Origin of the sequence: Cohnella sp. LGH (genome assembly GCF_017671885.1) — a bacterium.
Lineage (GTDB): Bacteria > Bacillota > Bacilli > Paenibacillales > Paenibacillaceae > Cohnella > Cohnella phaseoli.
This window is the reverse complement of sequence record NZ_CP072117.1, coordinates 3,969,703-3,995,416: the sequence shown is the minus strand read 5'-3', so window position 1 is coordinate 3,995,416 and position 25,714 is coordinate 3,969,703. Positions and strand designations below refer to the sequence as shown.

General features: G+C 58.4%; 21 protein-coding genes. 20 read left to right on the top strand and 1 reads right to left on the bottom strand.

The annotated features are described in order from the left end of the window. Nucleotides 1–27: 27 nt before the first annotated feature. From J4772_RS17165 to J4772_RS17120, 10 genes are all read left to right on the top strand, one after another. Nucleotides 28–1,725, top strand: a complete 1,698-nt coding sequence (locus J4772_RS17165; RefSeq protein WP_209076342.1) for a DNA repair helicase XPB — start codon at nucleotides 28–30, stop codon at nucleotides 1,723–1,725. Then, nucleotides 1,722–3,665 (top strand): helicase-associated domain-containing protein, encoded by a 1,944-nt coding sequence (locus tag J4772_RS17160; RefSeq protein WP_209076340.1) that lies wholly within the window; start codon nucleotides 1,722–1,724, stop codon nucleotides 3,663–3,665. Before J4772_RS17165 ends, J4772_RS17160 begins: the two co-directional genes overlap by 4 nt. Nucleotides 3,666–3,731: 66 nt before the next feature. Continuing rightward, nucleotides 3,732–4,217: a YlbF/YmcA family competence regulator gene (locus tag J4772_RS17155; protein WP_246016420.1), complete on the top strand. Its 486-nt coding sequence runs from the start codon at nucleotides 3,732–3,734 to the stop codon at nucleotides 4,215–4,217. 39 nt (nucleotides 4,218–4,256) lie between these two features. Beyond that, on the top strand, nucleotides 4,257–4,520 hold the full coding sequence (locus J4772_RS17150; protein ID WP_116059420.1) for a YlbG family protein: 264 nt from the start codon (nucleotides 4,257–4,259) through the stop codon (nucleotides 4,518–4,520). Nucleotides 4,521–4,745: 225 nt separating this feature from the next. Beyond that, nucleotides 4,746–5,759, top strand: coding sequence for an ABC transporter substrate-binding protein (locus J4772_RS17145; RefSeq protein ID WP_116059421.1), 1,014 nt, complete (start codon nucleotides 4,746–4,748; stop codon nucleotides 5,757–5,759). A 63-nt stretch (nucleotides 5,760–5,822) separates the two neighbouring features. Beyond that, nucleotides 5,823–6,749: an ABC transporter permease gene (locus J4772_RS17140; protein ID WP_116059422.1), complete on the top strand. Its 927-nt coding sequence runs from the start codon at nucleotides 5,823–5,825 to the stop codon at nucleotides 6,747–6,749. Then, nucleotides 6,749–7,543, top strand: a complete 795-nt coding sequence (locus J4772_RS17135) for an ABC transporter ATP-binding protein (protein ID WP_116059423.1) — start codon at nucleotides 6,749–6,751, stop codon at nucleotides 7,541–7,543. Before J4772_RS17140 ends, J4772_RS17135 begins: the two co-directional genes overlap by 1 nt. Nucleotides 7,544–7,734: 191 nt before the next feature. After that, nucleotides 7,735–8,172 (top strand): hypothetical protein, encoded by a 438-nt coding sequence (locus J4772_RS17130; RefSeq protein WP_116059424.1) that lies wholly within the window; start codon nucleotides 7,735–7,737, stop codon nucleotides 8,170–8,172. A gap of 89 nt (nucleotides 8,173–8,261) precedes the next feature. Beyond that, the gene (locus tag J4772_RS17125; protein WP_116059425.1) at nucleotides 8,262–9,164 is read left to right on the top strand and encodes a LysR family transcriptional regulator; all 903 of its coding nucleotides are present in this window, start codon (nucleotides 8,262–8,264) and stop codon (nucleotides 9,162–9,164) included. After that, complete coding sequence (locus tag J4772_RS17120; RefSeq protein WP_116059426.1) at nucleotides 9,157–9,996, top strand: PHP domain-containing protein; 840 nt, start codon at nucleotides 9,157–9,159, stop codon at nucleotides 9,994–9,996. Before J4772_RS17125 ends, J4772_RS17120 begins: the two co-directional genes overlap by 8 nt. A gap of 100 nt (nucleotides 9,997–10,096) precedes the next feature. Here the strand turns inward: J4772_RS17120 and J4772_RS17115 are convergent, their stop codons facing one another. Continuing rightward, entirely contained in the window at nucleotides 10,097–11,851 is a 1,755-nt protein-coding gene (locus J4772_RS17115) for an Rqc2 family fibronectin-binding protein (protein WP_209076338.1), read from the bottom strand. 197 nt (nucleotides 11,852–12,048) lie between these two features. Here J4772_RS17115 and J4772_RS17110 point away from each other — a divergent pair, with 197 nt between their 5' ends. From J4772_RS17110 to priA, 10 genes are all read left to right on the top strand, one after another. After that, nucleotides 12,049–14,865 carry a calcium-translocating P-type ATPase, SERCA-type gene (locus J4772_RS17110; RefSeq protein ID WP_209076336.1) on the top strand — a complete coding sequence of 939 codons (2,817 nt, stop codon included), beginning with the start codon at nucleotides 12,049–12,051 and terminating at the stop codon, nucleotides 14,863–14,865. A gap of 217 nt (nucleotides 14,866–15,082) precedes the next feature. After that, complete coding sequence (gene dapF, locus J4772_RS17105) at nucleotides 15,083–15,919, top strand: diaminopimelate epimerase (protein WP_209076334.1); 837 nt, start codon at nucleotides 15,083–15,085, stop codon at nucleotides 15,917–15,919. Between the two features lie 207 nt (nucleotides 15,920–16,126). Continuing rightward, nucleotides 16,127–16,411, top strand: a complete 285-nt coding sequence (locus tag J4772_RS17100; RefSeq protein WP_209076332.1) for an ArsR/SmtB family transcription factor — start codon at nucleotides 16,127–16,129, stop codon at nucleotides 16,409–16,411. Nucleotides 16,412–16,478: 67 nt separating this feature from the next. Then, nucleotides 16,479–17,696 (top strand): MFS transporter, encoded by a 1,218-nt coding sequence (locus J4772_RS17095; protein WP_209076330.1) that lies wholly within the window; start codon nucleotides 16,479–16,481, stop codon nucleotides 17,694–17,696. 298 nt (nucleotides 17,697–17,994) lie between these two features. Then, the gene (locus J4772_RS17090; protein ID WP_209076328.1) at nucleotides 17,995–19,869 is read left to right on the top strand and encodes a bifunctional homocysteine S-methyltransferase/methylenetetrahydrofolate reductase; all 1,875 of its coding nucleotides are present in this window, start codon (nucleotides 17,995–17,997) and stop codon (nucleotides 19,867–19,869) included. A 182-nt stretch (nucleotides 19,870–20,051) separates the two neighbouring features. Further along, nucleotides 20,052–20,312 carry an extracellular matrix/biofilm regulator RemA gene (gene remA / locus J4772_RS17085; RefSeq protein WP_027084220.1) on the top strand — a complete coding sequence of 87 codons (261 nt, stop codon included), beginning with the start codon at nucleotides 20,052–20,054 and terminating at the stop codon, nucleotides 20,310–20,312. A 13-nt stretch (nucleotides 20,313–20,325) separates the two neighbouring features. After that, a complete protein-coding gene (gene gmk / locus J4772_RS17080) occupies nucleotides 20,326–20,952 on the top strand; it encodes a guanylate kinase (protein ID WP_116059711.1) in 627 nt (208 codons plus the stop codon). Nucleotides 20,953–20,969: 17 nt separating this feature from the next. Continuing rightward, entirely contained in the window at nucleotides 20,970–21,194 is a 225-nt protein-coding gene (gene rpoZ, locus J4772_RS17075; protein WP_116059433.1) for a DNA-directed RNA polymerase subunit omega, read from the top strand. A gap of 270 nt (nucleotides 21,195–21,464) precedes the next feature. Continuing rightward, a complete protein-coding gene (coaBC, locus tag J4772_RS17070) occupies nucleotides 21,465–22,694 on the top strand; it encodes a bifunctional phosphopantothenoylcysteine decarboxylase/phosphopantothenate--cysteine ligase CoaBC (RefSeq protein WP_209076326.1) in 1,230 nt (409 codons plus the stop codon). Beyond that, nucleotides 22,691–25,186, top strand: coding sequence for a primosomal protein N' (gene priA / locus J4772_RS17065; RefSeq protein ID WP_209076324.1), 2,496 nt, complete (start codon nucleotides 22,691–22,693; stop codon nucleotides 25,184–25,186). The genes coaBC and priA overlap by 4 nt, the downstream gene beginning before the upstream one ends. The last annotated feature ends 528 nt before the right edge of the window (nucleotides 25,187–25,714 follow it).

Genomic DNA, 25,714 nt, shown 5'->3' with positions numbered 1-25,714 from the left:
CTTGTTAACAACAAGGAGGAATGCCGGTTGGAAAATACACGATCGCTGTGGGTTCAGTCCGACGGGGCGCTGCTGCTTGACGAGCGGCATACGGAGTACGCGGAGGCGCGGGATTTTCTAAGGGAGATCGCCATTTTGCAGAAACGTCCGGGCTTCTGGCATACATATAAGCTTACGCAAGTGTCGCTATGGAACGCGGCGGCTGCGGGCTGGACCGCCGCTCGGGTGTCCGAGCGGCTTGTTGCGTTGTCTCGCTGCCCGCTTCCCTTCGCGGTAGAGCAGCTTATCCGCACTCAGATGGACCGATACGGACAAATCAGGCTCGAGAACGATAACGGGAGACTGGTTTTGTCGACGGCTACTTCGGATTTGATGGAGCGGATCTACCGGTTGGAATCGATCTCCGCCTGTTTTGACGGCGGCCCCGAGGGTCTGCGAGCGGCGGTCCGCCCCGAAGCCCGGGGCTGGATCAAGCGGGAGCTGGCAGGCATGGGTTATCCGGTTAAGGACGAGGCGGGCTTTCACGAGGGTCAGCCGCTTCCCGTATCGCTGCGCTCGCAAACGGAGGATGGAAGGCCTTTAGAGCTGAGAGACTATCAGCGGGAGGCCGTCGATGCCCTGCTGAGAGATTCGGCCGGCAGCGGCGTAGTCGTGCTTCCGTGCGGAGCGGGCAAAACCTGGGTAGGAATGGCCGCGCTTGCAAGGCTTCAATGCGAGACGCTGATCTTGACGCCGAACGGGGTGTCGGTGACGCAGTGGATCGCGGAGCTGCTGCGGAATACGACTTTGACCGAAAGCGAGGTCGGCGAGTATACCGGACAAGCGAAAAACGTAAGACCCGTCACGGTAGCGACTTATCAAGTGCTGACTTATCGTTCCTCCACGAGCGAGGAGTACCCTCATCTGGAATTGTTCGTCAATCGGGATTGGGGGCTGATTATTTATGACGAGGTTCATCTGCTGCCGGCTCCGGTGTTTCGGATGACGGCGGACATTCAGGCCACTCGGAGATTGGGCCTTACGGCGACGCTCGTGCGCGAAGATGGCCGGGAAGAGGATGCGTTTGCGTTGATCGGTCCGAGGAGGTATGAGCTGCCGTGGAAAACGCTCGAATCGCGCGGTTGGATCGCGGAGGCGGAATGCACGGAGGTGCGCGTGCCGATGGAGACTGCGGCGGCGGTCAACTATGCGGCCGCGTCCAAAAGCGCGCGCAACCGGATCGCCGGGGAAAATCCGCGCAAGGCCGAGGTCGTCAAGGAGCTGCTGACGCGGCACTTCGGCGTACCGACCATCGTCATCGGCCAATATCTCGATCAACTGCACGAGCTCGCCAGGGAATTGTCGCTGCCGCTCATTACTGGCGAGATGCCGCTGCGCGGGCGTCAGGAGTTGTTCGAACGGTTTAAGCGGGGCGAGTTCGGCGTACTGCTCGTCTCGAAGGTGGCCAACTTCGCCGTCGATCTACCGGATGCGACCGTTGCAATCCAGGTGTCCGGGAGCTTCGGCTCCCGCCAGGAAGAAGCGCAGCGGCTTGGACGCATTTTGCGGCCGAAACGAAGCGGGGCCAAGGCGCAATTTTATTCTCTTGTCAGCGACGGAACGGACGAAGTGGCGTTTTCGCGCAATCGCGGCCGTTTTTTGCTTGAGCAGGGTTATCCTTACAAGATCGACTACTGGGAGGACGGCTGTCGGACAGGGGATGCGGATCGGGAGGCGTGTTTATGAACGTCGAGCAATCCGTAGCGAGGCTCCCGGACGCGATGAAGCGCCTCATCGCTTCCGACCCTGCGGTCCAAGCGCTGCTGGAGCGGGGCAAAGATCTGGCGGAGGCGCTGTCCGACCCGGAATGGGCGACGGCTTGGCTGGATGGCTGCCTCGATGTTGCCCAGCTGTCCGTATTGAGGTACGTACTGTACAAATACGGAGCTAATCCGTTCGAGATAGAGCGGATCGCGACCGACGCGGAGGAGGAGTTCGGTTTGACCGGCGCCGAGGCGCGCGTCGCGGTGGCCAAGCTGCGCAGAAGCGGTGTAATGTTCGCGGTTCGCAAAAGCTGGGGAGATAGGCTTTATTATATACCTGTAGACGCCGTTGCGCTGTGGCAGCCGCTTCTTCTGCCCGCGAATAATCGGGCGCTTACCTCGGAGGAAGCTTGGGAGGTCGCGCAGAACGGAGGGGGTTACCGGCCGCCTCTGTCTTTAGCCTTGCTGTCCGCCTGGCACCGAGTTGCGAAGCAGCCGGTACTCCGTACGGCTAAAGGTGCGCCTCAGCAGGCGGCGACCGCCCGGGTTGCGGCAGCGTTGCAGCTGGAACAGGCAGCGATGGAGCAACTGCTTGCAGCTTATCCTCATGTCGCTCAGCTCCCTTCGCAAGCGGCGTTCGCGTTTGATGTCGGGCTCGTCTGCGGGGTACTAACGGAAACTAACGGAGCGATCCGCATTTGCGAAGAAGGGCTGGACGAATGGCTTCTTCTGCCGCTGCACGAGGCCGAGCGAAGGTTACAGACACTGGTCATGACCCGATACTGCGCCTCGCGACCGACTCTGCATCTGACTTTCTCCGCGACGTTGGCGCTGGAAGCCGGCATATGGAGTACTGTGGACCGCGTCGGCGAAGGGCAGGGCGAGGCCGAGGCCGAGGAGAGGCTGGCGTTGCTGGAAGCGCTTGGCTGCATTGAGCGCGGAACATGGCGGGGACAGACGGCAATCAGGCGACGCGCGGAGCCGGGAAGTTTGCCCGGGGCCGCGGAAGGGTATTTTATCTTACAGCCGGATGGGGAAGTTCTCGTGCCTCCGGACGTCGGGATGCGAGCCCGCTGGAAGTTATCCGACATTGCCGAATTGGAGAAAGCGGACGAGTTGTATGTATACCGGCTGACGCAGCGCTCCTGCGAGGATGCGTGCCGTTTGGGCTATTCGCTCGCCCAAGCGCTGGTGGCTCTGGAGGAGGGCTCCGGCGCATCGGTTCCCCAGCCCGTTCGCGATGCGCTGCGCGATTGGTTCGCTTCGCTCGGCAGGACCGAGCTGGTCGAAGCGCTGGTGCTGCGCGCGGACAGCAAGGCGGTCGCCGACGCGATTGCCGCCGACGAGGGGCTGGCCGGGCTGATCGTGGAGAGGATCGGAGAACGGCATTTTCTGGTCGACGCAGGGGAAGGGAAGCAGATTCGCGCCAAGCTGCGCGCGGCAGGTTATCCGGCCGTGGATGTCGTCAGGACGGAGCGAGGAGCGCCAGGCGAGGCGCGGCATGGAGGCGAGCAAGCGGCAGGAGGGAACAAGGGCTGGCTGAGCGGCGGAACGGCATTGTCCGCCTTCGAGGCCGATAAAGGACTGCCTGGGGCCGACGAGCTGTTTCCCGGATTGGCGGATATTCCGGCCGCATGGATAACCAGGCCAAGGAAGTATCATCCTTCAACAAGCAAAGAGCTCATTCGGCGGGCGATCGATTGGCAGACGACGGTTCGTCTGGAGCGCGATGGAGGGACGCGGATTTTTGCGCCCCGCACCATGCGGGAGAGCGGGGCGTTATGGGTGGCTGAGGGAAGATGGCGTCCGGCGGACGGAAGCGTACCGAGCGGCCGGAGAACGGAGCCGGCTTCCGTCCGGGCGGAGGAAATCGCCGAGCTGATGATCGTTCTTCCTGATCTGGAAGAGCTTGAAACCGATTGACCGATCAAGCTGATGTTGTGTTATGATAGTGAAGGTAGTACAAAGCCGAATGGTGAGGTGAGGCCGATGGCCGGCATGACGCATACCCTCCCCGCGGCCGATTACGGCGCGACGGGGCCCGCCGATCTGGCGCTGCTTATGACCCGCGCCTACGAGCTGGGAGAGTCGCTGATCCGCTCCGCCTCCGCCGCGGAATACGCTTATTGGAAAGCGGAGGTTTCGCAGGACGCCGAGGCGCAGAGCTTACGGAAACAGTTCCTTAAGGCGAAGGAGAAGTTCGTCGAGTGCGAGCGGTTCGGAAAGTTCCATCCGGATTATAACGCCGCGTTGGAGCAAGTGTACGAAGTACAGCAGCGGCTGGATGAGGTGGAATCCGTGCGCAAATACAAAGCCGCGGAGAGCTCCTTGGACGAACTGCTGACCGATATATCCAGAACGCTGGCTTTTGCGGTGTCGCAGAGCATCAAGGTTCCGGACAATAACCCGAATCCGAAAGCTTCGGGCTGCGGCAACGGGGGCAGCTGCTCCTGCGGAAGCGGTGGCTGCGGGTGACGGATTTGCAGTTCAGACCAGTTCAGACGGAGGTTGGACATGTTTGCCGAACGGACAGGATACATCGTATGGTTTAGCGATTCGAAGGCGGCCAGAGGCTTGGACAAGTACGGCACGCTCCACTACTTGTCCCGCAAAATGCACTACGCCGTCATGTATATGAACTCTGAAGTGGCGGAGGAGACGGTTCGCAACCTGCAGCGTCTGCCCTTCGTCCGCAAGGTGGAGCGATCCTACCGCAACGAGATCAAAACCGAGTACGAGAAAAACGTGCCGGACAAAACGCGCTTTTACGGTCTGTAAGTCGGGAACCGACTCAATCGAACGGCGTTGCGTATAAGAGGGACGGTCCTCGACAGCGAGGCAGTCCCTCTTTCATTTTGTCCCGATATTGGAATTTGTGCAAGATTGCAATTGACGCATTGCGAATGGGTCTATTAAACTAGTATCAATTCTTTTTATCGCTGTAATTAGGAACAGCATCAATGCTTTCCGGCAGCTGGGAAAAAATAAACAAAAAAAGGGGTAATGAAGTTGAAGAAGAAATTGTTAACGACTGTCATGCTCTCCACGGCTGCACTGTTAGCGCTTGCAGGCTGCGGCGACAAGGAATCCGGTTCAGGCTCCGCGAGCTACAAAATCGCCATCTCGCAAATCGTCGAGCATCCATCGCTTGACGCGACCAAAGAAGGTTTCCTTAAGGCGCTTGAGGATGCCGGCATCAAGGAAGGCGACAATCTCAAGGTCGACCTGAATATCGCGCAGGGAGATTCGACGAACAATCTGTCGATCGCCCAGAAGATCGCCTCCGACAAGTACGATCTGGCGCTTGGCATCGCAACGCCGTCCGCGCTGTCGCTCGCTCAGAACGTTAAGGACTTCCCGGTTCTGTTCGCGGCGGTAACGGACCCTCTTGCCGATAAAGTCGTCAGCAGCTTGGAGAAGCCGGGCGCTAACGTTACCGGCGCGTCCGACACGAATCCGGAAGCGATCGTCCAACTCATGGATTTCATCGCCTCCGAATTCCCTAATGTCAAGAATGTCGGCATCGTCATCAACGAAGGCGAATCCAACGCCGTCATCATGGCGAACAAAGCCGAAGAAGCGCTCTCCGGGCACGGCATCAAGCTGGTGAGAGCGGCAGCGACGACTTCCTCCGAAGTTAAGCAAGCCGCCGAGTCTCTTGTCGGACGCGCGGATGCGATTTATATCACGCTTGACAATACGGTAGTTACCGCAGCGGACTCCATCATTCAGGTAGCTAACGACAATAAGCTTCCGTTCTTCTCCAGCGACCGCGATACGGTCGAGAAGGGCGCGTTCGCGACGGTCGGCTTCAAATACTTCGATCACGGCTACCAGGTCGGCCAGATGGCGGTCGAAATTTTGAAGAACGGCAAGAAGCCTGCCGACATGCCGGTATCCGTGCCGGACAAGCTGGACCTGATCTTGAACCTGAAGGCGGCCGAGGCGCAGGGTATTACCGTTACGGACGCAATGAAGGATAAAGTCAAGGACAAGGAAAACAATATTATCCAGTAAACAGCTTCAATGGGGTGGACGGCTCCCGTCGTTCGCCCCATTGGTCTGTGAGGAGGCTTAACGATGATTGAATCGATCTACGGAGCCGTAGCGCTGGGCCTCCTGTACGCTTTGATGGCGCTTGGGGTCTACATCACGTTCCGCATCTTGGATTTCCCCGACCTGACCGTCGACGGCAGCTTTGCGACGGGAGGAGGGATCGCCGCGATCATGATCTCGATGGGCTATCACCCTGCGCTTGCCACATTGGCCGCATTCGGAGGCGGGCTTCTTGCGGGAGTCTGCACCGGACTGCTTCACACGAAAGGCAAAGTAAACGGGCTGCTAGCCGGCATTCTGATGATGATTGCGCTCCACTCCATCAACATTCGGATTATGGGACGCCCGAATGTGTCCATCGTCAATACGGATACGCTGATTTCTTCGATCGTGAAGCCTGTCGGTCTGTTTATTCTTATCATGGGGATCGCGGTGCTGCTCATTAAGCTGCTGCTCGACGCTTTCCTGCATACGGATTTGGGGCTTGCGCTCAGAGCGACGGGAGACAACGAGCGGATGATTCGCAGCTTCGGGGCGAATACGGACGGCACGAAAATATTGGGCGTCAGCCTCTCGAACGGCCTTGTCGCATTGTCCGGCGCGCTTATCGCCCAGCAAGGCGGCTTTGCCGATGTTACGATGGGCGTGGGGATGATCGTGATCGGACTTGCTTCGGTTATCATCGGCGAAGCAATCTTCGGCGCGAGATCGGTGTTCATGGCGACATTGGCCGTCGTAATCGGCGCGATCATTTACCGGATCGTCATCGCCATAGCGCTGCGCGTCGAACTGTTCGAGGCGTCCGATCTTAAACTGGTAACGGCGCTGATCGTTATCTTCGCGCTCGTCGTTCCGTACGTGCGCCGGGTAATGAAGCAGCGCAGCGTCGCCAAGAAACGCTCCGAGGAGCTGCTGGCGGCGATCGCTCCAGGCAAAGGAGGCAAAGCCTGATGCTCGACGTAACGAACGTGTCCAAGCTGTTTAATCCGGGGACTCCCGATGAGAAAATAGCGCTTATGAACGCCAATCTCCAAATCGAGGCCGGAGACTTTATCACTGTAATCGGCAGTAACGGAGCGGGCAAGTCGACGCTGATGAATCTGATCTCGGGCGTCATGAAGCCGGACATCGGCCAAATCAGAATCGACGGCACCGAGGTGCAGGGACTGGCCGAGTACAAGAGAAGCCGTTGGATCGGAAGAGTGTTTCAGGATCCGATGGCCGGCACCGCACCTCGGATGACCATTGAAGAGAATCTGACGATGGCCTATAAACGCGGTCAATCGCGCGGATTGGGCTGGGGAGCGACGGCTGCGAAAAGAAAGCTGTTCCGCGAGCAGCTCTCCCGACTTGGGATCGGACTGGAAAACCGCATGAGCGCCAGAGTCGGCTTGCTGTCCGGCGGCGAGCGTCAAGCGCTTAGCTTGCTGATGGCAACGTTTACGAAGCCGCAGATTTTGCTGCTCGACGAGCATACGGCTGCTCTTGATCCGGCCAGAGCCGAGTTGATCACGCGGCTGACGGAGGAAATCGTGCGCGACATGAAGCTGACGACGCTGATGGTCACCCACAACATGGAACAGGCGATTCGCCTCGGCAACCGTCTGATCATGATGGACAAGGGGCGCATTATTCTAGATGTTCCCGCAGAGCGCAAAATAAACTTGACGGTCTCCCAACTGCTGGGGGAATTCGAGAGAATCAGCGGTCATCAGCTTTCCGACGACCGTATCGTATTAGGCTGAATGAGGCAGTCCCGAGTCGTCTGCGGATGACTCGGGAGGCCTGTTATTTTTTATATATGGGAAAATTTCCTATATGAACCTATTTAATTGTTGAACCTTAGGGAACAGATGCTGTAGAATGTACTTAAGTTCCTAGGAATATAGGGCGGTAATGATTCAGAAGACCTATAATCGGGAAGGGGGATAGCCCGGTGAAGGATAAGCATACGGAGCGTTGGAGCACATACGAGCCTTTCCATATCGTTCTTGGGGACAAGAAAGTGTGCGACATCATTATTACCAATCACGCTCGCACCCGCTGGTCGGACCGTGTGGAGCAGGAGAAGACGGGTTATTCCGACATTGCCGAATTTATGTGGCAATGCTTGAAGGACGGGCGTGTCGTGTCCTACTACCGGAATGAGCAGGACGTCTATACGATCGACGACGATCTTGTTTTTGTCGCCGAATTTTCCGTGAGCGAGACGGATACGGATCTGCTTGGAAATCCCCTTCACAAGATGATCGTCGTCACGTTCCTCGGAAGAATGTCGGAGACGATGGAGCTTCGGGATCTGAAAACGTATTATTCGTGGTTGCGCCATTCCAGGCGCATGACTTTAATCAAAAATAATCGCAAACGCCGCTAAACGGCCGGGCTGGAGGAGCACCTCCGCCCGGCCGTTCGTATTCTGTGGTATAATGCGATAGAAACCTACGGACGGGAAGGCGGAAACAAATGGCGTTGAACGTGCACCAACTTCATATTTTTTACACCGTTGCGGACAGGGGCAGCTTCTCCGCGGCCGCGCAAACGCTGCATATGACGCAGCCTGCCGTAACGATGCAGGTGCAGGCGCTTGAAGAACGTTTTGGAACTAAGCTGCTTAACCGAACGACGAAGCGTCTGGATTTGACGGAGGCGGGCCATCGTCTGCTGCCGCAAGCCCGCAAAGCGGTGGAGCTGATGCGGGATACCGACGAAATGATGACGCAATATATCGAAGAGCTGAAGGGACGGCTGCAGTTCGCGGCCAGCTTGACGATCGGCGAATATGTGCTGCCGCGTCTGCTCGGCAGTTTTCTGCGCCGGTTCCCGGAAATCTCCGTCGATATGAAGGTCATGAATACGACCGAGATTATCGAAGCGGTGGCGCATCAGGGACTGGATTTCGGCATTATTGAAGCGCCCTGCGACGTTCCCGGCTTTGACGCTCAGGCGGTCATGAACGACGAACTGCTGCTGATCGCCCCAGCAGACCATCCGTTCGCCTCTAGGGAACAGGTATCGTTGGAGGAGGCAATCGGCGAGCCGCTAGTGCTGCGAGAGAAAGGCTCCGGAACGAGGCAGATTATGGAGGAAGAGCTGCAGCGGCATGGCATCACCGAGAAACAGCTGCGAGTCGTCAGCGAATTCGGCAGCACTGGAGCGGTCAAATCGGCGGTGGAGGCCGGGCTTGGCTTGTCGCTGCTATCCGTCTGGACGATTAAGCACGAGCTTGCGCTCGGCTTGCTGAAGCCGGTAAGAATATCGGGCGTCAGCTTCCGGCGACAGTTTTATTCGGTGCGGCTGCGTTCGTCGCTGCTGCCAATCCCGGCTGTCGCCCTGCTAGGCGAGTTAAAGGAGCTGTCCCATGATTAGGCGCGCGGATTTGCATACTCACACGACGGCTTCGGACGGCCTGTACGCTCCGGCGGATAACGTTCGGATGGCGAAGGAAGCGGGCCTATACGCAGTGGCAATTACCGATCACGATACGGTCGCGGGGGTTGCCGAAGCGCTGCGGGCCGGACGGGAGCTGGGCATCGTTGTCGTGCCCGGAGTCGAGCTGAGCACGGTGGCGAACGACAGAGACATTCACGTGCTGGGCTACGGCTTCTCCTTGAACGACACGAAATGGCTGACCAGGCTGGAGGAGCTGAGGGAAGGCAGAAACCGCCGGAACGAACGCATATTGGCCAATCTGAGCAGGCATGGCATGCCGATCACTCCGGAGGAGCTTGCCGCCGCTGCCGGGAAGTCCACTCGTAAGGACAAGTCGGTTGGAAGACCGCATATCGCGCAGGCGATGGTCGATAAAAATTACGTATCCGACCTGAGGGAGGCATTCGACCTGTGGCTCGCGGAAGGCAGGCCGGCCTACGAGCGTCAGGAACGCGCATCCTCGCAGGAGGCGATCGGCTGGATTCACGAAGCGGGAGGAAAAGCCGTCATTGCCCATCCGGGGATCTATGGAGACGACGATCTGGTGCTGTCGCTGCTGGAGCGGGGAGCCGACGGTCTGGAAGCCTACCATTCGGATCACGCTCCGGAGCAGGAGCGGCGCTATGCGGAATGGGCGGCGACGCGCGGCAAGCTGGCGACCGGCGGCTCGGACTTCCACGGCGTTAAGGATGGGAAAGTCTACCACGGTCCAATCGGCAATCGCAGCGTGGACGCAGACGTTCTGGAGCTGCTTCAATCGGAGGTTTGACAAGTAACACAGTAAAAAGACGACAATCGCCCGAGCTTAGCAGGCTCCGGAGATTGCCGTCTTTTTATTTGCATATCGTGCGGTAATAGATCAGCCGTAGTTACTTCACCGTAGAAGGCATCTGCTGAATCCGGGCCTCGTCCGGGGTGACGAACAGCGTTTTCTGGTTGTCGTAGATGACGAAGCCGGGCTTGGCTCCGTTTGGCTTGCGGACGTAGCGGATCAGCGTATAGTCGACGGGGACGCTGCTCGACGATTTGGCTTTGCTATAGTACGCCGCGAGCATCGCCGCCTCGTGCAGGGTGGCTTCGCCGAACTCGCCGCCGCCGCGAATGAGTACGTGAGAACCGGGGATGTCCTTCGTGTGCAGCCAGGTATCCGATGCCGACGCAAGACGGTTTGTAATGTAGTCGTTTTGCGTGTTGTTTTTGCCGACATAGATTTGAATCCCCTCGCTCGACGTGTAGCAAAGCACGGCCGGACGGTCCTTCTTCCGTTTCTTGGCTCCGCGCTTGAGGCCGCGTTCGCGAATATAGCCTTGCTCGACCAGTTCGTCCCGGATTTCTCCGATATCGTCCGGAGTAGCCGAGTCGAGACCTTGCAGCACCGAAGCCAAATAGCCGAGCTCCGCTTTCGTCGCTTCAATTTGCTCCGTTACCACATCCCGGCTGTTCTTCAGCTTGGCGTACTTGCGAAAATACCGTTGGGCGTTTTCATTCGGCGTAAGCAGCGGATCGAGCGCGATCGTCCTCGTCGGCTGCTCGTCCTCATAATAATCGACGACGTCGACGGAAGTATCCCCTCGCTGAAAAGCGTATAGATGGGCGGTCAACAGCTCGCCGATCCGGCGGAGCTTGTCCGCTTCGGCCGCTTCGTCGAGGGTCTCCTGCAGCTTGACGAGCTTTTTCTCGTTTTTGGCGATTTCGTTCAGCAGAAAACGATTCAAATCCGTTGTGCGCTGCCGGACGAGATCGCGGGAAGCTTTATCGCGATAGAAGCTTTCCAGACATTCGTGCATCGTAGGAAAAATCTGCTTCTCTCCGTCCAGGTGGGTCAGGGCGAGGGCGGAGAAAAAGGCTTTGCCGGTCTCCTGAACGACGATATTCGGCTCGTACGAATCGCGGGCGACGTGATCTAACGTTTCGCGGAACGCCGCGCGCAGCCCTTGTGGATGCCCAGAGGCGCGGAAGGCAATCTCGCGGGAGACGAGCGGGCTCAGGCCGGTAAATGCGCCAAGCAAAGCTTTGGAGGCGGCTTCGATGTACGAGCCGCCGTTTGCATCCGGGATGCCGCCGCCGCGGGCGATCAGCTCGGCGAACTCGGATTCGCCGACAGATAGCGGGTCGGTCTTATCCTGCTCCGGGGGAGCGACGTAGGCGCTGCCGGGAAGGACGACCCGGTGGCTGCTGATCGCGGGCGTAACGTGCCGGATGCCGTCATGCACGACGCCTGTGCTCGGGTCCATCAGAATGATATTGCTGTGCCGGCCCATAATTTCGATGACGATTCGCTTCAGGGAGGCATCCCCGAGCTCGTCCCGATGCCGGACGTCAAGCTCGACGATTCTTTCCAGACCGACTTGGCGAATCGCTTCAATGACGCCGCCTTCGCAATATTTGCGCAGCAGCATGCAGAACATCGGCGGTTCGGCCGGGTTGGCCCAAGGCTGCTCCGTCCAATGAAGGCGCGGCATGGAAGGATGGGCCGAAAGCAGCAGCTTGCCGCTTGCGCCCTGTCCCCGTATATGCAAGATCAATTCGTTGTCCGTAGGCTGATAAATTTTAAGAATGCGCGCTTTGACGCAGGTCTGCAGCTCTCGCACGAGCGCTCTAACGACAATTCCGTCCAATGACATAGTTGATGCTCCTGAGTTATGTATATACGCTGCATAGATTCAACGTACATAGCACGATTTAATATTTTATGCCTTCTTATGATGCCATAACTCTGCGCAAAGGGAAAGCTTGCCCCTGTCCGGGGATATTTCCCGGCTTGTCTGAATACATATAGGTCAAGAACCGTAAGCGGATATGACGGAAGGGGTTGACGATCTTGGAAGGTCAGGCATGGCATCAGCTAAGCGAGGAGCAGTTGGCGAAATCGCTGGACACCGACAGAGCAAAAGGGTTGTCTCAGGAGCAGGCGACGGAGCGACTCGGAACGCTTGGTCCGAACGAGCTTGCCGAGAAGCGCGGGGATTCTCCGCTGAAGCTACTACTGAATCAGTTCAAGGATTTTATGGTGCTCGTGCTGGTGGGGGCGACGATCATCTCCGGCTTGCTTGGAGAGATGCTGGACGCGCTTACGATTATCGCGATCATCCTTATTAACGGCGTGCTTGGCTTCTACCAGGAATTCCGGGCAGAGCGCTCGCTCCGGGCGCTGAAAGAGCTGTCCGCGCCGTTCGCCAAAGTCATTCGGGACGGTGAACTACAGCATATTCCGGCAAGAGAACTGGCTCCCGGGGACGTTGTGTTGCTGGAAAGCGGAGACAGGGTGCCTGCCGATCTTCGTTTCGTGGAGTGCAACGACTGCTCGGTGGACGAGTCTGCCCTGACGGGGGAATCGGTGCCGGTCGTCAAGACGGTCGGAAAGCTGGATGCCGCGGATCTGGCGCTCGGAGACCGGAGAAATTGCGGCTATCTCGGGACGATGGTGACTCGAGGTACGGCGAAGGGTATTGTGACGGTCACGGGCATGCAAACCGAGATGGGCAAAATCGCCGACCTGATCCAGCAGACGGAGGAGGCGGAAACGCCGCTTCAGCATCGACTGGAGCAGCTCGGTAAAATATTGATCGTCGTTGCGCTCGCACTGACGGTAGTCGTCGTGCTGGCCGGTATTATGCATGGACAGCCTGCGTACGATATGTTCCTTGCCGGCGTGAGTCTGGCAGTCGCCGCGATTCCTGAAGGTCTTCCGGCGATTGTAACGATCGCGCTGGCGCTAGGCGTGCAGCGTATGATCAAGCGAAGGGCCATCGTGCGCAAGCTGCCATCCGTAGAGACGCTTGGCTGCGCCTCCGTCATCTGCTCCGACAAAACCGGAACGCTGACGCAAAATAAAATGACGGTGACCAAGCTGTGGCTCGGCGGGAGAACAATCGAGGTTACGGGGGAGGGCTACGAGCCGTCCGGCCTGTTGAAGGAAAACGGCAAAAGCGTCGACGCCAAGGGCGACTCCGCTCTTCGAAGGCTGACGCAGATCGCTGCGCTATGCAACAATTCGGAGCTGTCGCAGCAGGAGGCGGCCGCCGACGCGAAGAAACGCAAGTCGGCCAAAGGCGAACCACCGGTTTCCGAAACGATGGAATGGACGATCAAAGGAGACCCGACCGAAGCCGCGTTGCTTGTGCTGGCAGCGAAGACCGGCCTGGTCAAATCCGCGCTGCAAAGCTTATATACGCGAGTTAAGGAATTCCCGTTCGACGCTGAACGCAAGCGCATGTCAGTGCTCGTATCCCACCAGGGCGGCAAGCTGGTCTGCGCGAAAGGGGCGCCCGACCTGCTTGTCAGTCAGTGCGCCTACGTGCTGTGGGACGATCAGGTCGTCCCGTTCACGGCGTCGCTGAAGACGAAGGTGCTTGCCGCCAACGAAGCGATGGCCAGGGAATCGCTTCGCGTCCTAGGAATGGCGTATCGGGATGTCAAAGGGCATGAGACCTGCGAGAGCGGAGAGCAAGCGGAGAGCGGGCTGGTCTTCGCCGGACTGACGGGGATGATGGACCCGCCGCGCAAGGAAGTCAAGGAAGCGATCTACAAGTGCCGCCAGGCGGGGATCAAGACGGTCATGATTACTGGGGACCACGGCACGACGGCGGAAGCGATCGCAAGAACGCTTGGCATTATCGGCCGGGAGGGGCGCGTCATCACCGGAACCGAGCTGTCGGCGATGACCGACGAGGAACTGGAGAAGGTTGCCGACGACGTGAACGTCTACGCCCGCGTCTCCCCCGAGCATAAGCTGAGAATCGTGCAGGCTTTGCAGCGCCGGGGGCATGTCGTTGCGATGACGGGCGACGGGGTCAACGACGCTCCGGCAGTCAAGGCGGCCGATATCGGCATCGCGATGGGCATAACGGGAACGGACGTGACGAAGGAAGCCTCCGCGCTCGTGCTGTCGGACGACAACTTCTCCAGCATTGTCGCCGCTGTGGAGGAAGGGCGCGGCATCTACGAGAATATTCGCAAATTTATCCGCTACTTGCTGGCATCCAACGTCGGAGAAATAATGACGATGTTCCTGGCGATGATGGCCGGGCTGCCGCTTCCGCTCGTTCCGATCCAGATTTTGTGGGTCAACCTCGTGACGGATGGGCTGCCGGCGATGGCACTGGGCGTCGATCAGCCCGAAAGCGATCTGATGCAGCAGAAGCCGCGTGCAGCCAAGGAGAACATTTTCGCCAGGCGTCTCGGGTGGAAAATCGTCAGTCGAGGCGTGCTAATCGGCCTCTGTACGCTGGGTGCGTTCGTGCTGGCACTGAATGCGGGAGAGGGGCAGCCAAACCAGCTCGTTCACGCTCAGACCGTCGCTTTCGCCACACTCGTCATGGCACAGCTCATTCACGTATTCGATTGCCGCAGCTCGCGCTCGATTTTCCACCGCAAGCTGCTGGAAAACAAATTTCTCGTTTTTGCGGTGCTGTCCTCATTGGTGCTGATGCTTGCTGTGCTGTACATTGAACCGCTGCAGCCGGTGTTCAAAACCGTTCCGCTCGACCTGCGCGATTGGGCGCTCGTTCTCGTCGCCGCCGGCATCCCGACGTTCGCGCTTGGCGCGGGCAGCGTCTGGAGCTCCTCGAAGCAGAAGAAAAAAAGAACAAAAATCAATTACGGAGGCAGTTCCGCCTCGACGAGACCGATGAGGTAGGCGGAATGCGGTTCGCGGGTTTGTTCAGCTTGTGTTTAGCAAGAGGGGCGGACTGGCGGGGCGCTTCAGCTCCGGTAGGATAAATTTTCTGATGACAGTAGTCAAAAAGTGCAAATAAAAGCAGTGTTGCTGTATGCTCATTCCGATGTCGTCCCGCTATGATGAATCCAGTGAGTGCAAATACTCGACTGATGGATCATGGCGGGAGGTTAGTAGGATGGAATTTACGAAAATGCATGGGCTTGGCAACGACTTTATCGTAGTGGCAGGCGAGCAGGCTTTGCCGGATCATGCGGCGGAATTGGCCGTTCGGCTGTGCGATCGTTTTTTCGGTATCGGGGCGGACGGCTTGGTGTACATTTTGCCTTCGGAGCGGGCGGATTTTCGCATGAGAATCATTAACTCGGACGGCTCGGAGGCGGAGCAATGCGGCAATGCGATCCGCTGCGTCGCCAAATACGTATACGACAATGGGTTGGCCTCGGCGTCGGAGCTGACGATCGAAACGTTGGGCGCGGGCGTACAGCCGGTCAAGCTGACGATCGAAGACGGCCAAGTCGTGCAGGTGACCGTAGATATGGGCAAGCCGATTTTGAACGGACGGGATGTGCCGACTACGATCGACGCCAATCCGGTTATCGCTTATCCGGTTGAGGTGGACGGACGGGAGTTCAAGTTCACGGCGGTATCGATGGGCAACCCGCACTGCGTCATCTACGTAGACGATGCATCCGGCTTCGATCTGTCGACTTGGGGGCCGAAGCTGGAGAAGCATCCGCTGTTCCCGCGCAAAATCAACGTGGAGTTCGCGACCGTCAATTCTCGCGACCAGGTGGATATGCGGGTGTGGGAACGCGGAGCGGGCCCGACGCTGGCTTGCGGAACGGGGGCCTGCGCGACGCTTGTCTCCTCGGTGCTGAACGGGCTGACCGATAGAGAGGCGACCATCTCGCTTGCCGGCGGCGATCTGCGCATTCGGTGGGACGAGGTTAGCGACCGCATCTACATGACCGGCCCGGCAGCCGCCGTCTATACCGGGTCTGTGGACGGGTAAGCTCGAGAGACGAAGCCGGTCGGGCGTAACCCAGTCAAGCTGTTCGGACGGAACGTTCTGGAGGCCGCTAACCGGCGAATCCGACTTGAGTTCGGAGAGGGGATAAGCGATCGAACGCTTATCCCCTCTTTGCCTGTTTACAGAAGACGAAGGTTGTGCTAATCTAATTTCGATAAATATAGAAGTATAACGTCGAGGTGAGAAGGGATGGACGGGGACAACAAGGATGTCGGGCAAGCGGTGAAAGTGTACAAAGCGCTCGGGGAGCCGACGAGGCTGAAGATTGCGCTGCTGCTGGCGGACGGAGAGAAAAATCTGTGCTGCTCCGACATTAGCGGCAAGCTGGAATCCGTGGCCGGCTCAACGCTGTCGCACCATCTGAAGCAGCTCACCGACTGCGGCCTGCTGGACCTGCGCAAGGACGGCACCTATATTTTCTATAGCGTTAACCGCGATATGGCGCAGAAGTACGCGCCCTATTTGCTGACGTAATTTTTTTTGAGAATATTTCTATATTTTTAGAAGTATAGAAATAAGGGGAGAAAGGGGCTGCAGAAGCATGCAAAATTCATGGAAAATTTATTTACTGGCCGTCGTCAGTTTTCTGGTTGGGACTTCGGAAAACATTATCGCGGGTATTTTAGACAAGGTTGCCGGAGACGTGGGGGTGTCGATCGCCGCGGCCGGGCAGCTGATTACCGTTTTCTCGCTCGCCTTCGCGTTCGGGACGCCTATCGTCATGGCGGTCACAGCCAAAGTCGGACGCAAAAAACTGATGCTCGGCGCGCTCGGGTTGTTCATCGTCGGCAACGCGATCGCGGTTTTGTCTTCCAACTACAACGTATTGATGGTTTCGCGCATGATATTGGCACTTGGAACCGGCGTGTTCGTCGTCGCCTCGCTGACGGTCGCCTCCAAGCTGGCGCCCGCGGGTAAGCAGGGGAGCGCCATCGCCACGCTGGTGATGGGTTTCAGCACGTCGCTGATTGTGGGAGTGCCGATCGGCCGGGTTATCGCCGCCTCCTACGACTGGAAACTGATCTTCGCGGGGATCGGGCTGCTCAGTCTGCTGGGGGTGGCCGCCATCGCCAGGGCGATTCCAGAGACGGAAGGAGAAGCGCCGGTTCCGTTCCGGTCGCAGCTGGCGCTGCTTCGGAGTCCGCGAATCTCACTCGCTTTGTCGGTAACGTTTTTCTGGATTTTCGGCTATTCGATCATGTATACGTATATTTCCCCGTTTCTGCTGTCGATTACGGGAATGAGCGAACGGGCGGTCAGCGTCGGCTTGTTCGCGTTCGGGATCGCGAGCCTGATCGGCTCCAAGCTTGGCGGCTTCAGCTCGGACAAATGGGGCATCCGCCGCACGCTCCTCGGAGGAATGCTGCTGCACGCCGCCGTCTTACTGCTGCTCTCGGCCTTCTCCCATTCCGCGGCAATGATGTTCCCGCTGCTCATGCTTTGGGCGTTCGCCGCATGGTCTTCAGGACCGACGCAGCAATATTATCTGCTGACGCTTGCGCCGGGCGCTTCGGGAATCATGCTGAGCCTGAACTCCTCCATGCTGCAGCTGGCGATGGCCGGAGGAGCCGGCATCGGCGGCGCGATCGTCAGCGGTGTGTCGTTGTGGTCGGTCAGCTGGCTGGGGGCGCTTGCCGTCGCTGCGGCGGCGGTGCTGGCGGCCGCTTCCTTCCGCATCGGTCGCGAAGCCCGGTGGAAGGCGGGAGAGACGCATGCCGCCGCCCTGGCGGCCCCGCAATCCGACGTCGCCTCTCGCTAAAAATAAAAAATCCGCTCAACCCGATCGAAATTGGTCGGGTTTTGCCATTTTCCCAGGATGAAAATTATGCTACATTAAGGTTACTTTATTATAGTGCAAGTTCAAAAAGTTCGGTTTTCAGCACCGAGAAGGTTGAATGAAGACCGGAGATGAGGAGCGGAGCGTAGTGGAAGCTACGTGAGCACCGGAAGAACCGGCTGAATTCAAGATTCGATGTCGAGTCTACTTCTTGGAATACTTCGTGATCAAAAGCGGACTTTTTTGAACAACTTCTTATAAGGAATGGATGGGAAGCTTCATGAAACCGGATTTGCGCACGGCCCTCGCCCGCAAGCCGCTAGTCGGCGACGGCGCGATGGCGACTTACCTATATCAGCTCGGCCTGCCGGTCGGCGTGTCGTTCGAGGAGTTCAATCTGCTTAAGCCCGACGTTATCGCGGACGTGCATCGACAGTATGCGGCGGCCGGAGCCGAGATTATCGAGACGAATACGTATTCGGCGCAGCAGAACAAGCTTGCCCGCTACGGCTTGGAGAAGAAGGTCGAGGAGATCAACGCCGCCGGCGTCGCGCTCGCCCGCAAAGCGGTCGGAGACGGCGTGTACGTTGTCGGATCGATCGGCGCGGTACGGGGGGGAGCAGGCAAAAATATTCGAACGGCGGTCGTCAAGCGCGATTTTGAAGAACAGATCGGCGTTCTGCTGGCTTCCGGCGTTGACGGGTTGCTGCTGGAAACGTTCTTTGATCTTGAGGAACTGTCGCTGGCGCTAGGGATCATCCGTAAAAAAAGCGACATTAGCGTCATCTGCCAATTCGCGGTCGAGGACCCTGAGAGAACGCACGACGGCATTCCGCTTGCCGATGCGTTCCGTCGGCTGAAGGGCGAGGGCGCGGACGTCATCGGCTTTAACTGCCGCAGCGGGCCGACCGGCATTTTGCGCGCGGTGGAGACGATTCCGGCTGATTTGGGGCTGCCGCTAAGCGTGTTTCCGAATGCCGGCATCCCGGACTACGTGGACGGCAAAGTCGTCTACTCGGCGACTCCGGAATACTTCGGATTGTCGGCTCGCCGATTCGCGGACGCGGGAGCGAAGCTGATCGGGGGCTGCTGCGGAACGACCCCGGAGCATATCGCGGAGATCGCGAAAGCGCTGCAAGGATATTCTCCGGTCGCGCAGGCGACCGCTCCTGCATTCGTCGAGAGTCCGGCGATCGTCGTCGAAGCGGCTCCGGCGCCGGTCGAGCCGCCGCAGGACGCGGAGCCGAGCATCGTCGATCTCGTGCGCGAACGCCACACGATCATCGTCGAGCTGGACCCGCCGCGCGATCTCGACATCACGAAATTCATGGCGGGCGCCCAGGCGCTAAAAGACGCGAAGGCCGACGCTCTGACGATGGCGGACAATTCTCTGGCCGTTACCCGGATGAGCAACCTGGCTCTGGCTGCGCTGTTGAAGGAGCGCGTCGGCATTCGGCCGCTTGCGCATATCGCCTGCCGCGACCGCAACCTGATCGGCACGCAATCGCATATGATGGGCTTCGACGCGCTCGACATCGACCATGTGCTGGCGGTGACCGGCGACCCGGCCAAGTTCGGGGATTTGCCCGGTTCAAGCTCGGTTTACGATCTGACCTCATTCGAAATTATTCGTATGATCAAACAGCTTAACGAAGGAATCGCCTTCTCGGGCAAGCCGCTGAAGCAGAAAGCGAAGTTCGTCGTCGGAGCGGCGTTTAACCCGAACGTTAAGCATTTGGATAAAGCGGTGCAGCGGCTGGAGCGCAAAATATCGGCGGGAGCGGATTACATTATGACCCAGCCGGTATACGACCCGGAGCTAATCGTGCGGATCGCGGAATCGACCAAGCATTTGAGCGTCCCGATATTCCTTGGCATTTTCCCGCTGGCCAGCGGGCGCAACGCCGAATATTTGCACAACGAGGTACCGGGGATCCAGCTCTCGGATGCGGTCCGTCAGCGGATGAGCGGGCTGGAAGGAGCCGAAGGGCGCGCCGCCGGCGTCAAAATCGCCGAAGAGCTGCTGGACGTGGCGATGGAGCATTTTAACGGCATCTACCTGATGACTCCGTTCATGGCTTACGAGATGACCGTTTCCTTAACGGAATACGTTCGCGCGAGGAGCGGGAGCTTGAACCGGAAACAAGCGAATTAAGGCTTTAGTTCCTCTTGTCCCCCCCGTGGTTTTGAAGTACAATAGGCAATAATCGATAGATGTACAAAAAAGGGCATATCAGCCTTCAGTATGCGGCGGGCCGCTTCGGGCAACACTGGAAGCGACAGTCGGGCACCGGCCGCAGCTGTGTGGTAGGAATGACCGGGGGGAAAGTGCATACCATGGCGATCAAGCTGATCAATATCGGATTCGGCAATATCGTGTCCGCGAATCGGATTATTTCTATCGTGAGCCCTGAGTCGGCTCCGATCAAGAGGATTATCCAGGAGGCGCGGGACAGACACATGCTGATCGACGCGACCTACGGCCGCCGCACGCGCGCGGTCATTATTACGGACAGCGATCACGTGATTTTGTCGGCCGTTCAGCCGGAGACGGTTGCGCACCGGTTGTCTACCAAAGACGACGAACACGATGAATGAATTGGGGAACACGATGAACAGAGGAATTTTGTTTGTACTGTCCGGCCCTTCGGGCGTCGGCAAAGGGACCGTTTGCTCCGCTCTGCGCGGCAAGCTGTCCGAGCTCGTGTACTCCGTGTCGGCAACGACTCGTTCTCCCCGCGAAGGCGAGCGGGACGGGGTCAACTACTTCTTCAAGACGCATGAGCAATTCAAGCGGATGATCGAGTCGGACGCGCTTCTCGAGTATGCGGAATACGTAGGCAATTACTACGGCACTCCGCGAGACTTTGTGGAGAAGACGTTGGCCGAGGGTAAGGACATCATTTTGGAGATTGAAGTGCAGGGGGCCATCAAGGTCAGGGAGAAGTTTTCCGAGGGCGTCTTTATTTTTCTCATGCCTCCTTCGCTTAACGAGTTGAAGCAGAGAATCGTCGGCCGGGGCACAGAGTCGCAGGCGACGATCGATCATCGGCTGGCGGTGGCCGTCGAAGAGATGAACCTGCTGCACCATTACGATTATGCCGTCGTCAACGATGAGATCGATTTGGCCTGCAGCCGGATCGGCTCGATCATTACAGCGGAGCATTGCAAGCGGGAGCGTTTTCTGGGCGAGCTTTTCGAGCAGCTCGAGACGCTCAAAACCGCGGATAACGTTTAAATGAAGAGGTGAATAGCATGCTATATCCATCGATCGATGAACTCGTTAAGAAAGTCGACAGCAAATATACGCTAGTTGTAGCCGCGTCCAAGCGGGCGCGCAACCTGCGCGAAGGCGTAATGTGCAATCTCGGCGCACCGAAGTCCCACAAGCAAGTTGGCGTGGCGCTTGAGGAGATCTATCACGAAGCGATCAAAGTTGAGCACATCCATCCGGCGGTTGCGGGCGGAGAAGCGGAATAAGAGCGACACAAAATCGTATAGGAATCGAGAGGAAGGACAACCCGCGCGGTTGTTTTTTTTCTAATGTAAGTTCAAAAAATTCGGTTTTCAGTCGAGAAGATTGGATGAAGCTCAGGGACTGAGGAGCGGAGCGCAGTGAAAGCTACGTGAGCACCGGAAGAACCGGCTGAATTCAAGATTCGATGTCAAGTTTGCTTCATGGGATGCTTCGTGACCAAAATCGGATTTTTTGAACTTCCTTTTCTAGGCGGAAATGTAGGGGGAGTTAGGATGAATAAGCCGCTAGCGGGCAAAACGATACTGGTAGGCGTCACAGGGGGCATTGCCGCGTACAAGGCGGCGACACTGTGCAGTCGATTGGTCGGCCTGGGCGCATCCGTTCGCGTCATGATGACCGAAGGAGCGACCAAATTCATTACGCCGCTGACGCTGCAGACGCTGACTCGCCATCCGGTGGCGACGGACGTGTTCGACGAGCGGGATGCGGCGATCGTGCAGCATATCGATTGGGCGGATTCCGCCGATCTTGCGGTGGTCGCTCCGGCGACGGCCAACATGCTGTCCAAGCTTGCGAACGGCCTGGCGGACGACTTGTTGAGCACGACGCTGCTGGCGACGACGGCCCCGCTGCTGATTGCACCGGCGATGAACGTACATATGTGGGAGCATCCGGCGGTGATCGACAACGTGAATAAGCTAGCTTCACGAGGCGTTGTGTTTGTAGAACCGGGAACCGGTCAATTGGCGTGCGGCTATGTCGGCAAAGGCAGGCTGGCCGAGCCGGACGAGATCGTGGACGCCATCGTGGCGAAGCTGATCGGCCCTAAGCCGCTGTCCGGACAGCGGGTGCTCGTTACGGCCGGGGGGACGGTAGAACGGATCGATCCCGTGCGCTATATTACGAACGACTCCTCCGGAAAAATGGGGTTCGCCATTGCCGAGGCCGCTCGCGACCGCGGCGCGGAGGTTACGCTCGTATGCGGGAGAACGGAGGCGGCCCCTCCTAACGGGGTGAATGTCGTTCATACGGACTCGGCGCTGCGGATGCGGGACGAGGTCATGAGACGTTTGGACGGAACGGACATCGTGATCAAGGCCGCGGCGGTAGCCGACTACCGGCCCGCCAGCCGCGCAGATCAGAAAATCAAGAAATCTTCGGATTCGTTGACGCTGGAGCTCGTGCGCAATCCCGATATTTTGCAGGAGGTCGGGGAGTGGAGGGAAGCTCGCGGCAGCGGACCGTTCATCGTCGGTTTTGCTGCGGAGACTGCGGACGTGGAGAAGCATGCTTTGGACAAGCTGGCCCGCAAAAAGTGCGATCTCATTGTCGCCAACAACGTGTCCGAGGCAGGGGCAGGCTTCGGCACGGAGACGAATATCGTCAGCGTGTACGGGCGCGGCGACTTTTTTGAGCATTTGCCGCAAATGACCAAGAGGGCCGTCGCGGAGCGGCTGCTCGACATCGTTAAGGACGCGAGGAAAGGATCGGCGAATCGATGACGGTGGCCAGAGTGATTGTGGACGTTCCCAGCCGGGACACCGATCGGACGTTCGACTACGCGATTCCGGAGCGACTGCGCGAATGGGTCGAGGTAGGCAGTCGGGTGGCGGTGCCGTTCGGACCGCGCAAGCTCCAAGGGATAGTAACCGCCCTGGCCGACGACGCCGAGGTTGACCGTGGGAGGCTAAAGCCGCTCGAGGAGGTGCTCGACGCAATGCCTCCGTTATCCGCGGAACTGGTCGCCTTAGGGGAATGGATCAGCCGCAGATGGCTGTGTCCGCTCACCGTCGCGCTGCAGGCGATGCTGCCCGCCGCTCTTAAGGGGCGAGCAGAGAAATATGTGCAGCAGGCCGCGGGAGCGGTCTGGTCCGATGCGGAGATCGCCCTGAGCGGCGGTCTCTTGCTCGCTTTGCGCAAAGGCAAGCCGCTAAAGCTGGCTACGTTGCTTCAGCAGTATCCCGATCAGGGAGCGCTGCTGAAGCTGTGGCTGCGGGAAGGGCGGCTGGAGGAAAGGCAGCGCGTGGAGGACCAGGTGTCGGTCAAGACGGTGCTGACGGTGTTTCCGGTCGAGACGGAGCGCCTGCTGGAGGCGGCGGGGGCAATTCCGGCGCGAGCGGGCAAGCAGCGCGAGGTTGCGGCGTATTTAGCGGAGCATAACGAGCCTATTCCTTTGGCGAAGCTGGCGGAAACGCTGGCGACGACGTCCGGTACGATCCGTTCGCTGGAGGATCGGGGGCTGGTCGAGATCAGGCCGGTGACGGAGGATCGGGACCCCTATGCGGACAGGGATTTTCCGGTCAGTTCGCCGATGCGGCTGACGCCGAAGCAGGAAACGGCTTTGGCTCCGATTCGCGAGGCGCTTGACGCACGGGTAAGCAGGACGTTTTTGCTGCATGGCGTGACGGGAAGCGGCAAAACGGAAATTTATTTGCAGGCTATTCAGCGCTGCCTCGATTCGCGGCGCGAGGCGATCGTACTCGTGCCGGAAATTTCGCTTACCCCGCAAATGGTCGAGCGGTTTAAGAGCCGTTTTGGCGCTAGAGTGGCCGTGCTGCACAGCCGCCTCTCTCATGGGGAGCGCTACGACGAGTGGCGCAAAATCCGCGAAGGCAGGGCGCAAGTGGCCGTAGGGGCTCGATCGGCGATTTTTGCCCCTTTTGCGAGCCTCGGACTAATTGTTATTGATGAGGAGCACGAGACTTCCTATAAGCAGGAGGAAAGTCCGAAATACCACGCTCGAGACGTCGCGATCGAGCGAGCCAAGGGCCATGGCGCAGTCGTCGTGCTCGGCTCTGCGACTCCCGCTCTCGAAACCTATGAAGCGGCCGTATATGAAGGAAGAGAGACGAAGCTGGGAGAGACGGGCTATATCGCGTTGCCGGAGCGCGTAGCGAATCGGCCGCTGCCACGCGTCCATATCGTCGACATGCGCGAGGAGCTGAAGCTGGGCAATCGGGCGATGTTCAGCCGAATGCTGGCCGACGCTATCCGCAGTCGATTGGAAAAGCAGGAGCAGATGGTGCTGCTGCTGAACCGCAGAGGATACGCCACGTTCGTCATGTGCCGTTCCTGCGGCTATACGGCGGCGTGTCCGCATTGCGAAATCGCGCTGACCTATCATCGCGGCTCACAAAACCTGCGCTGCCATTACTGCGGCTACTCGGAGACAGAGCCGAAAGTTTGCCCGAGCTGCGAGAGTCCTCATATCCGCTTTTTCGGAACGGGTACGCAGAAGGTGGAAGAGGCGCTGGCCGCGACGTTCCCGGGCATCCGCGTCATTCGGATGGATGTGGACACGACGACGGAAAAAGGCTCTCACGAGCGCTGGCTGTCCGAATTCCGCGAGCGCCGCGCCGACGTGCTGCTCGGCACGCAGATGGTGGCGAAGGGGCTTGATTTTCCATACGTTACACTTGTCGGGGTGCTGGCTGCGGACGCTGCGCTGCGACTGCCGGATTTCCGCGCTTCCGAGCGCACCTTCCAATTGCTGACGCAGGTCGCCGGTCGAGCCGGACGCCACGAGCTTCCGGGCGAAGTTATCATCCAAACCTATGACCCCGAGCACGAATCGATCACATTCGCTCAAGAGCATGACTATCTCGGATTCGCGGAACGGGCGCTTGTGCTGCGCAACCAGCTTGGGTATCCTCCCTATGGCCGCTTGATCTCCGTCACCTTTTCCCACGAATCGGTTCCGATGCTGTTGTCAATCGGCCAGCAATTTGCATCCGCACTCCGTGGCAAGGCCGATTCGCTGGGCATTCGTAGGGATTTCGACTTAGGTGGCGCGGCGGCGATGGAGGTGCTTGGGCCGGTCGCTTCTCCGATTGCGAGATTGAAAGATCGCTACAGGTTTCAATGTATGGTAAAATATCGGGGAGACATGAATGCGAGCCGTCTCGTCTCGGAGACTCTCGGAGACTTGGCGGATGCGGTGAAGAAGGGTGGCGTGCAAGTCAGCGTCGACGTAGATCCGCAAATGATGCTTTGAGAGGTAGTTCAAAAAGTCCGGTTTTGATCACGAAGCCGGTGCGAAGATGCGGATTCGACGTCGAATCTTGCATTCAGCCGGGCCTTGCGGTACTCACGTAGGTTTTGCCTACGCTCCGTTCCTCAGTCCCTAGCTTCATGCAACCTTCTCGGTGCTGAAAACCGAACTTTTTGAACCTGATTGGAAGGGAAGTTCAAAAAGTCCGGTTTTGATCACGAAGCGGGTGCGAAGATGCGTATTCGACGTCGAATCTTGCATTCAGCCGGGCCTTGCGGTACTCACGTAGGTTTTGCCTACGCTCCGCTCCTCAGTCCCTAGCTTCATGCAACCTTCTCGGTGCTGAAAACCGAACTTTTTGAACCTGATTGGAAGGGAAGTTCAAAAAGTCCGGTTTTGATCACGAAGCCGGTGCGAAGATGCGGATTCGACGTCGAATCTTGCATTCAGCCGGGCCTTGCGGTACTCACGTAGGTTTTGCCTACGCTCCGTTCCTCAGTCCCAGAGCTTCATCCAACATGTTGAACTTGA

Excerpts from the sequence above, each read along its gene's own strand:
- J4772_RS17160 (WP_209076340.1), top strand. The coding sequence starts at position 1,722 with ATGAACGTCGAGCAATCCGTAGCGAGGCTCCCGGACGCGATGAAGCGC.
- J4772_RS17155 (WP_246016420.1), top strand. The coding sequence starts at position 3,732 with ATGGCCGGCATGACGCATACCCTCCCCGCGGCCGATTACGGCGCGACG.
- J4772_RS17150 (WP_116059420.1), top strand. The coding sequence starts at position 4,257 with ATGTTTGCCGAACGGACAGGATACATCGTATGGTTTAGCGATTCGAAG.
- J4772_RS17145 (WP_116059421.1), top strand. The coding sequence starts at position 4,746 with ATGAAGTTGAAGAAGAAATTGTTAACGACTGTCATGCTCTCCACGGCT.
- J4772_RS17140 (WP_116059422.1), top strand. The coding sequence starts at position 5,823 with ATGATTGAATCGATCTACGGAGCCGTAGCGCTGGGCCTCCTGTACGCT.
- J4772_RS17135 (WP_116059423.1), top strand. The coding sequence starts at position 6,749 with ATGCTCGACGTAACGAACGTGTCCAAGCTGTTTAATCCGGGGACTCCC.
- J4772_RS17125 (WP_116059425.1), top strand. The coding sequence starts at position 8,262 with ATGGCGTTGAACGTGCACCAACTTCATATTTTTTACACCGTTGCGGAC.
- J4772_RS17120 (WP_116059426.1), top strand. The coding sequence starts at position 9,157 with ATGATTAGGCGCGCGGATTTGCATACTCACACGACGGCTTCGGACGGC.
- J4772_RS17115 (WP_209076338.1), bottom strand. The coding sequence starts at position 11,851 with ATGTCATTGGACGGAATTGTCGTTAGAGCGCTCGTGCGAGAGCTGCAG.
- dapF (WP_209076334.1), top strand. The coding sequence starts at position 15,083 with ATGGAATTTACGAAAATGCATGGGCTTGGCAACGACTTTATCGTAGTG.
- J4772_RS17100 (WP_209076332.1), top strand. The coding sequence starts at position 16,127 with ATGGACGGGGACAACAAGGATGTCGGGCAAGCGGTGAAAGTGTACAAA.
- J4772_RS17095 (WP_209076330.1), top strand. The coding sequence starts at position 16,479 with ATGCAAAATTCATGGAAAATTTATTTACTGGCCGTCGTCAGTTTTCTG.
- J4772_RS17090 (WP_209076328.1), top strand. The coding sequence starts at position 17,995 with ATGAAACCGGATTTGCGCACGGCCCTCGCCCGCAAGCCGCTAGTCGGC.
- remA (WP_027084220.1), top strand. The coding sequence starts at position 20,052 with ATGGCGATCAAGCTGATCAATATCGGATTCGGCAATATCGTGTCCGCG.
- gmk (WP_116059711.1), top strand. The coding sequence starts at position 20,326 with ATGAACAGAGGAATTTTGTTTGTACTGTCCGGCCCTTCGGGCGTCGGC.
- rpoZ (WP_116059433.1), top strand. The coding sequence starts at position 20,970 with ATGCTATATCCATCGATCGATGAACTCGTTAAGAAAGTCGACAGCAAA.
- coaBC (WP_209076326.1), top strand. The coding sequence starts at position 21,465 with ATGAATAAGCCGCTAGCGGGCAAAACGATACTGGTAGGCGTCACAGGG.
- priA (WP_209076324.1), top strand. The coding sequence starts at position 22,691 with ATGACGGTGGCCAGAGTGATTGTGGACGTTCCCAGCCGGGACACCGAT.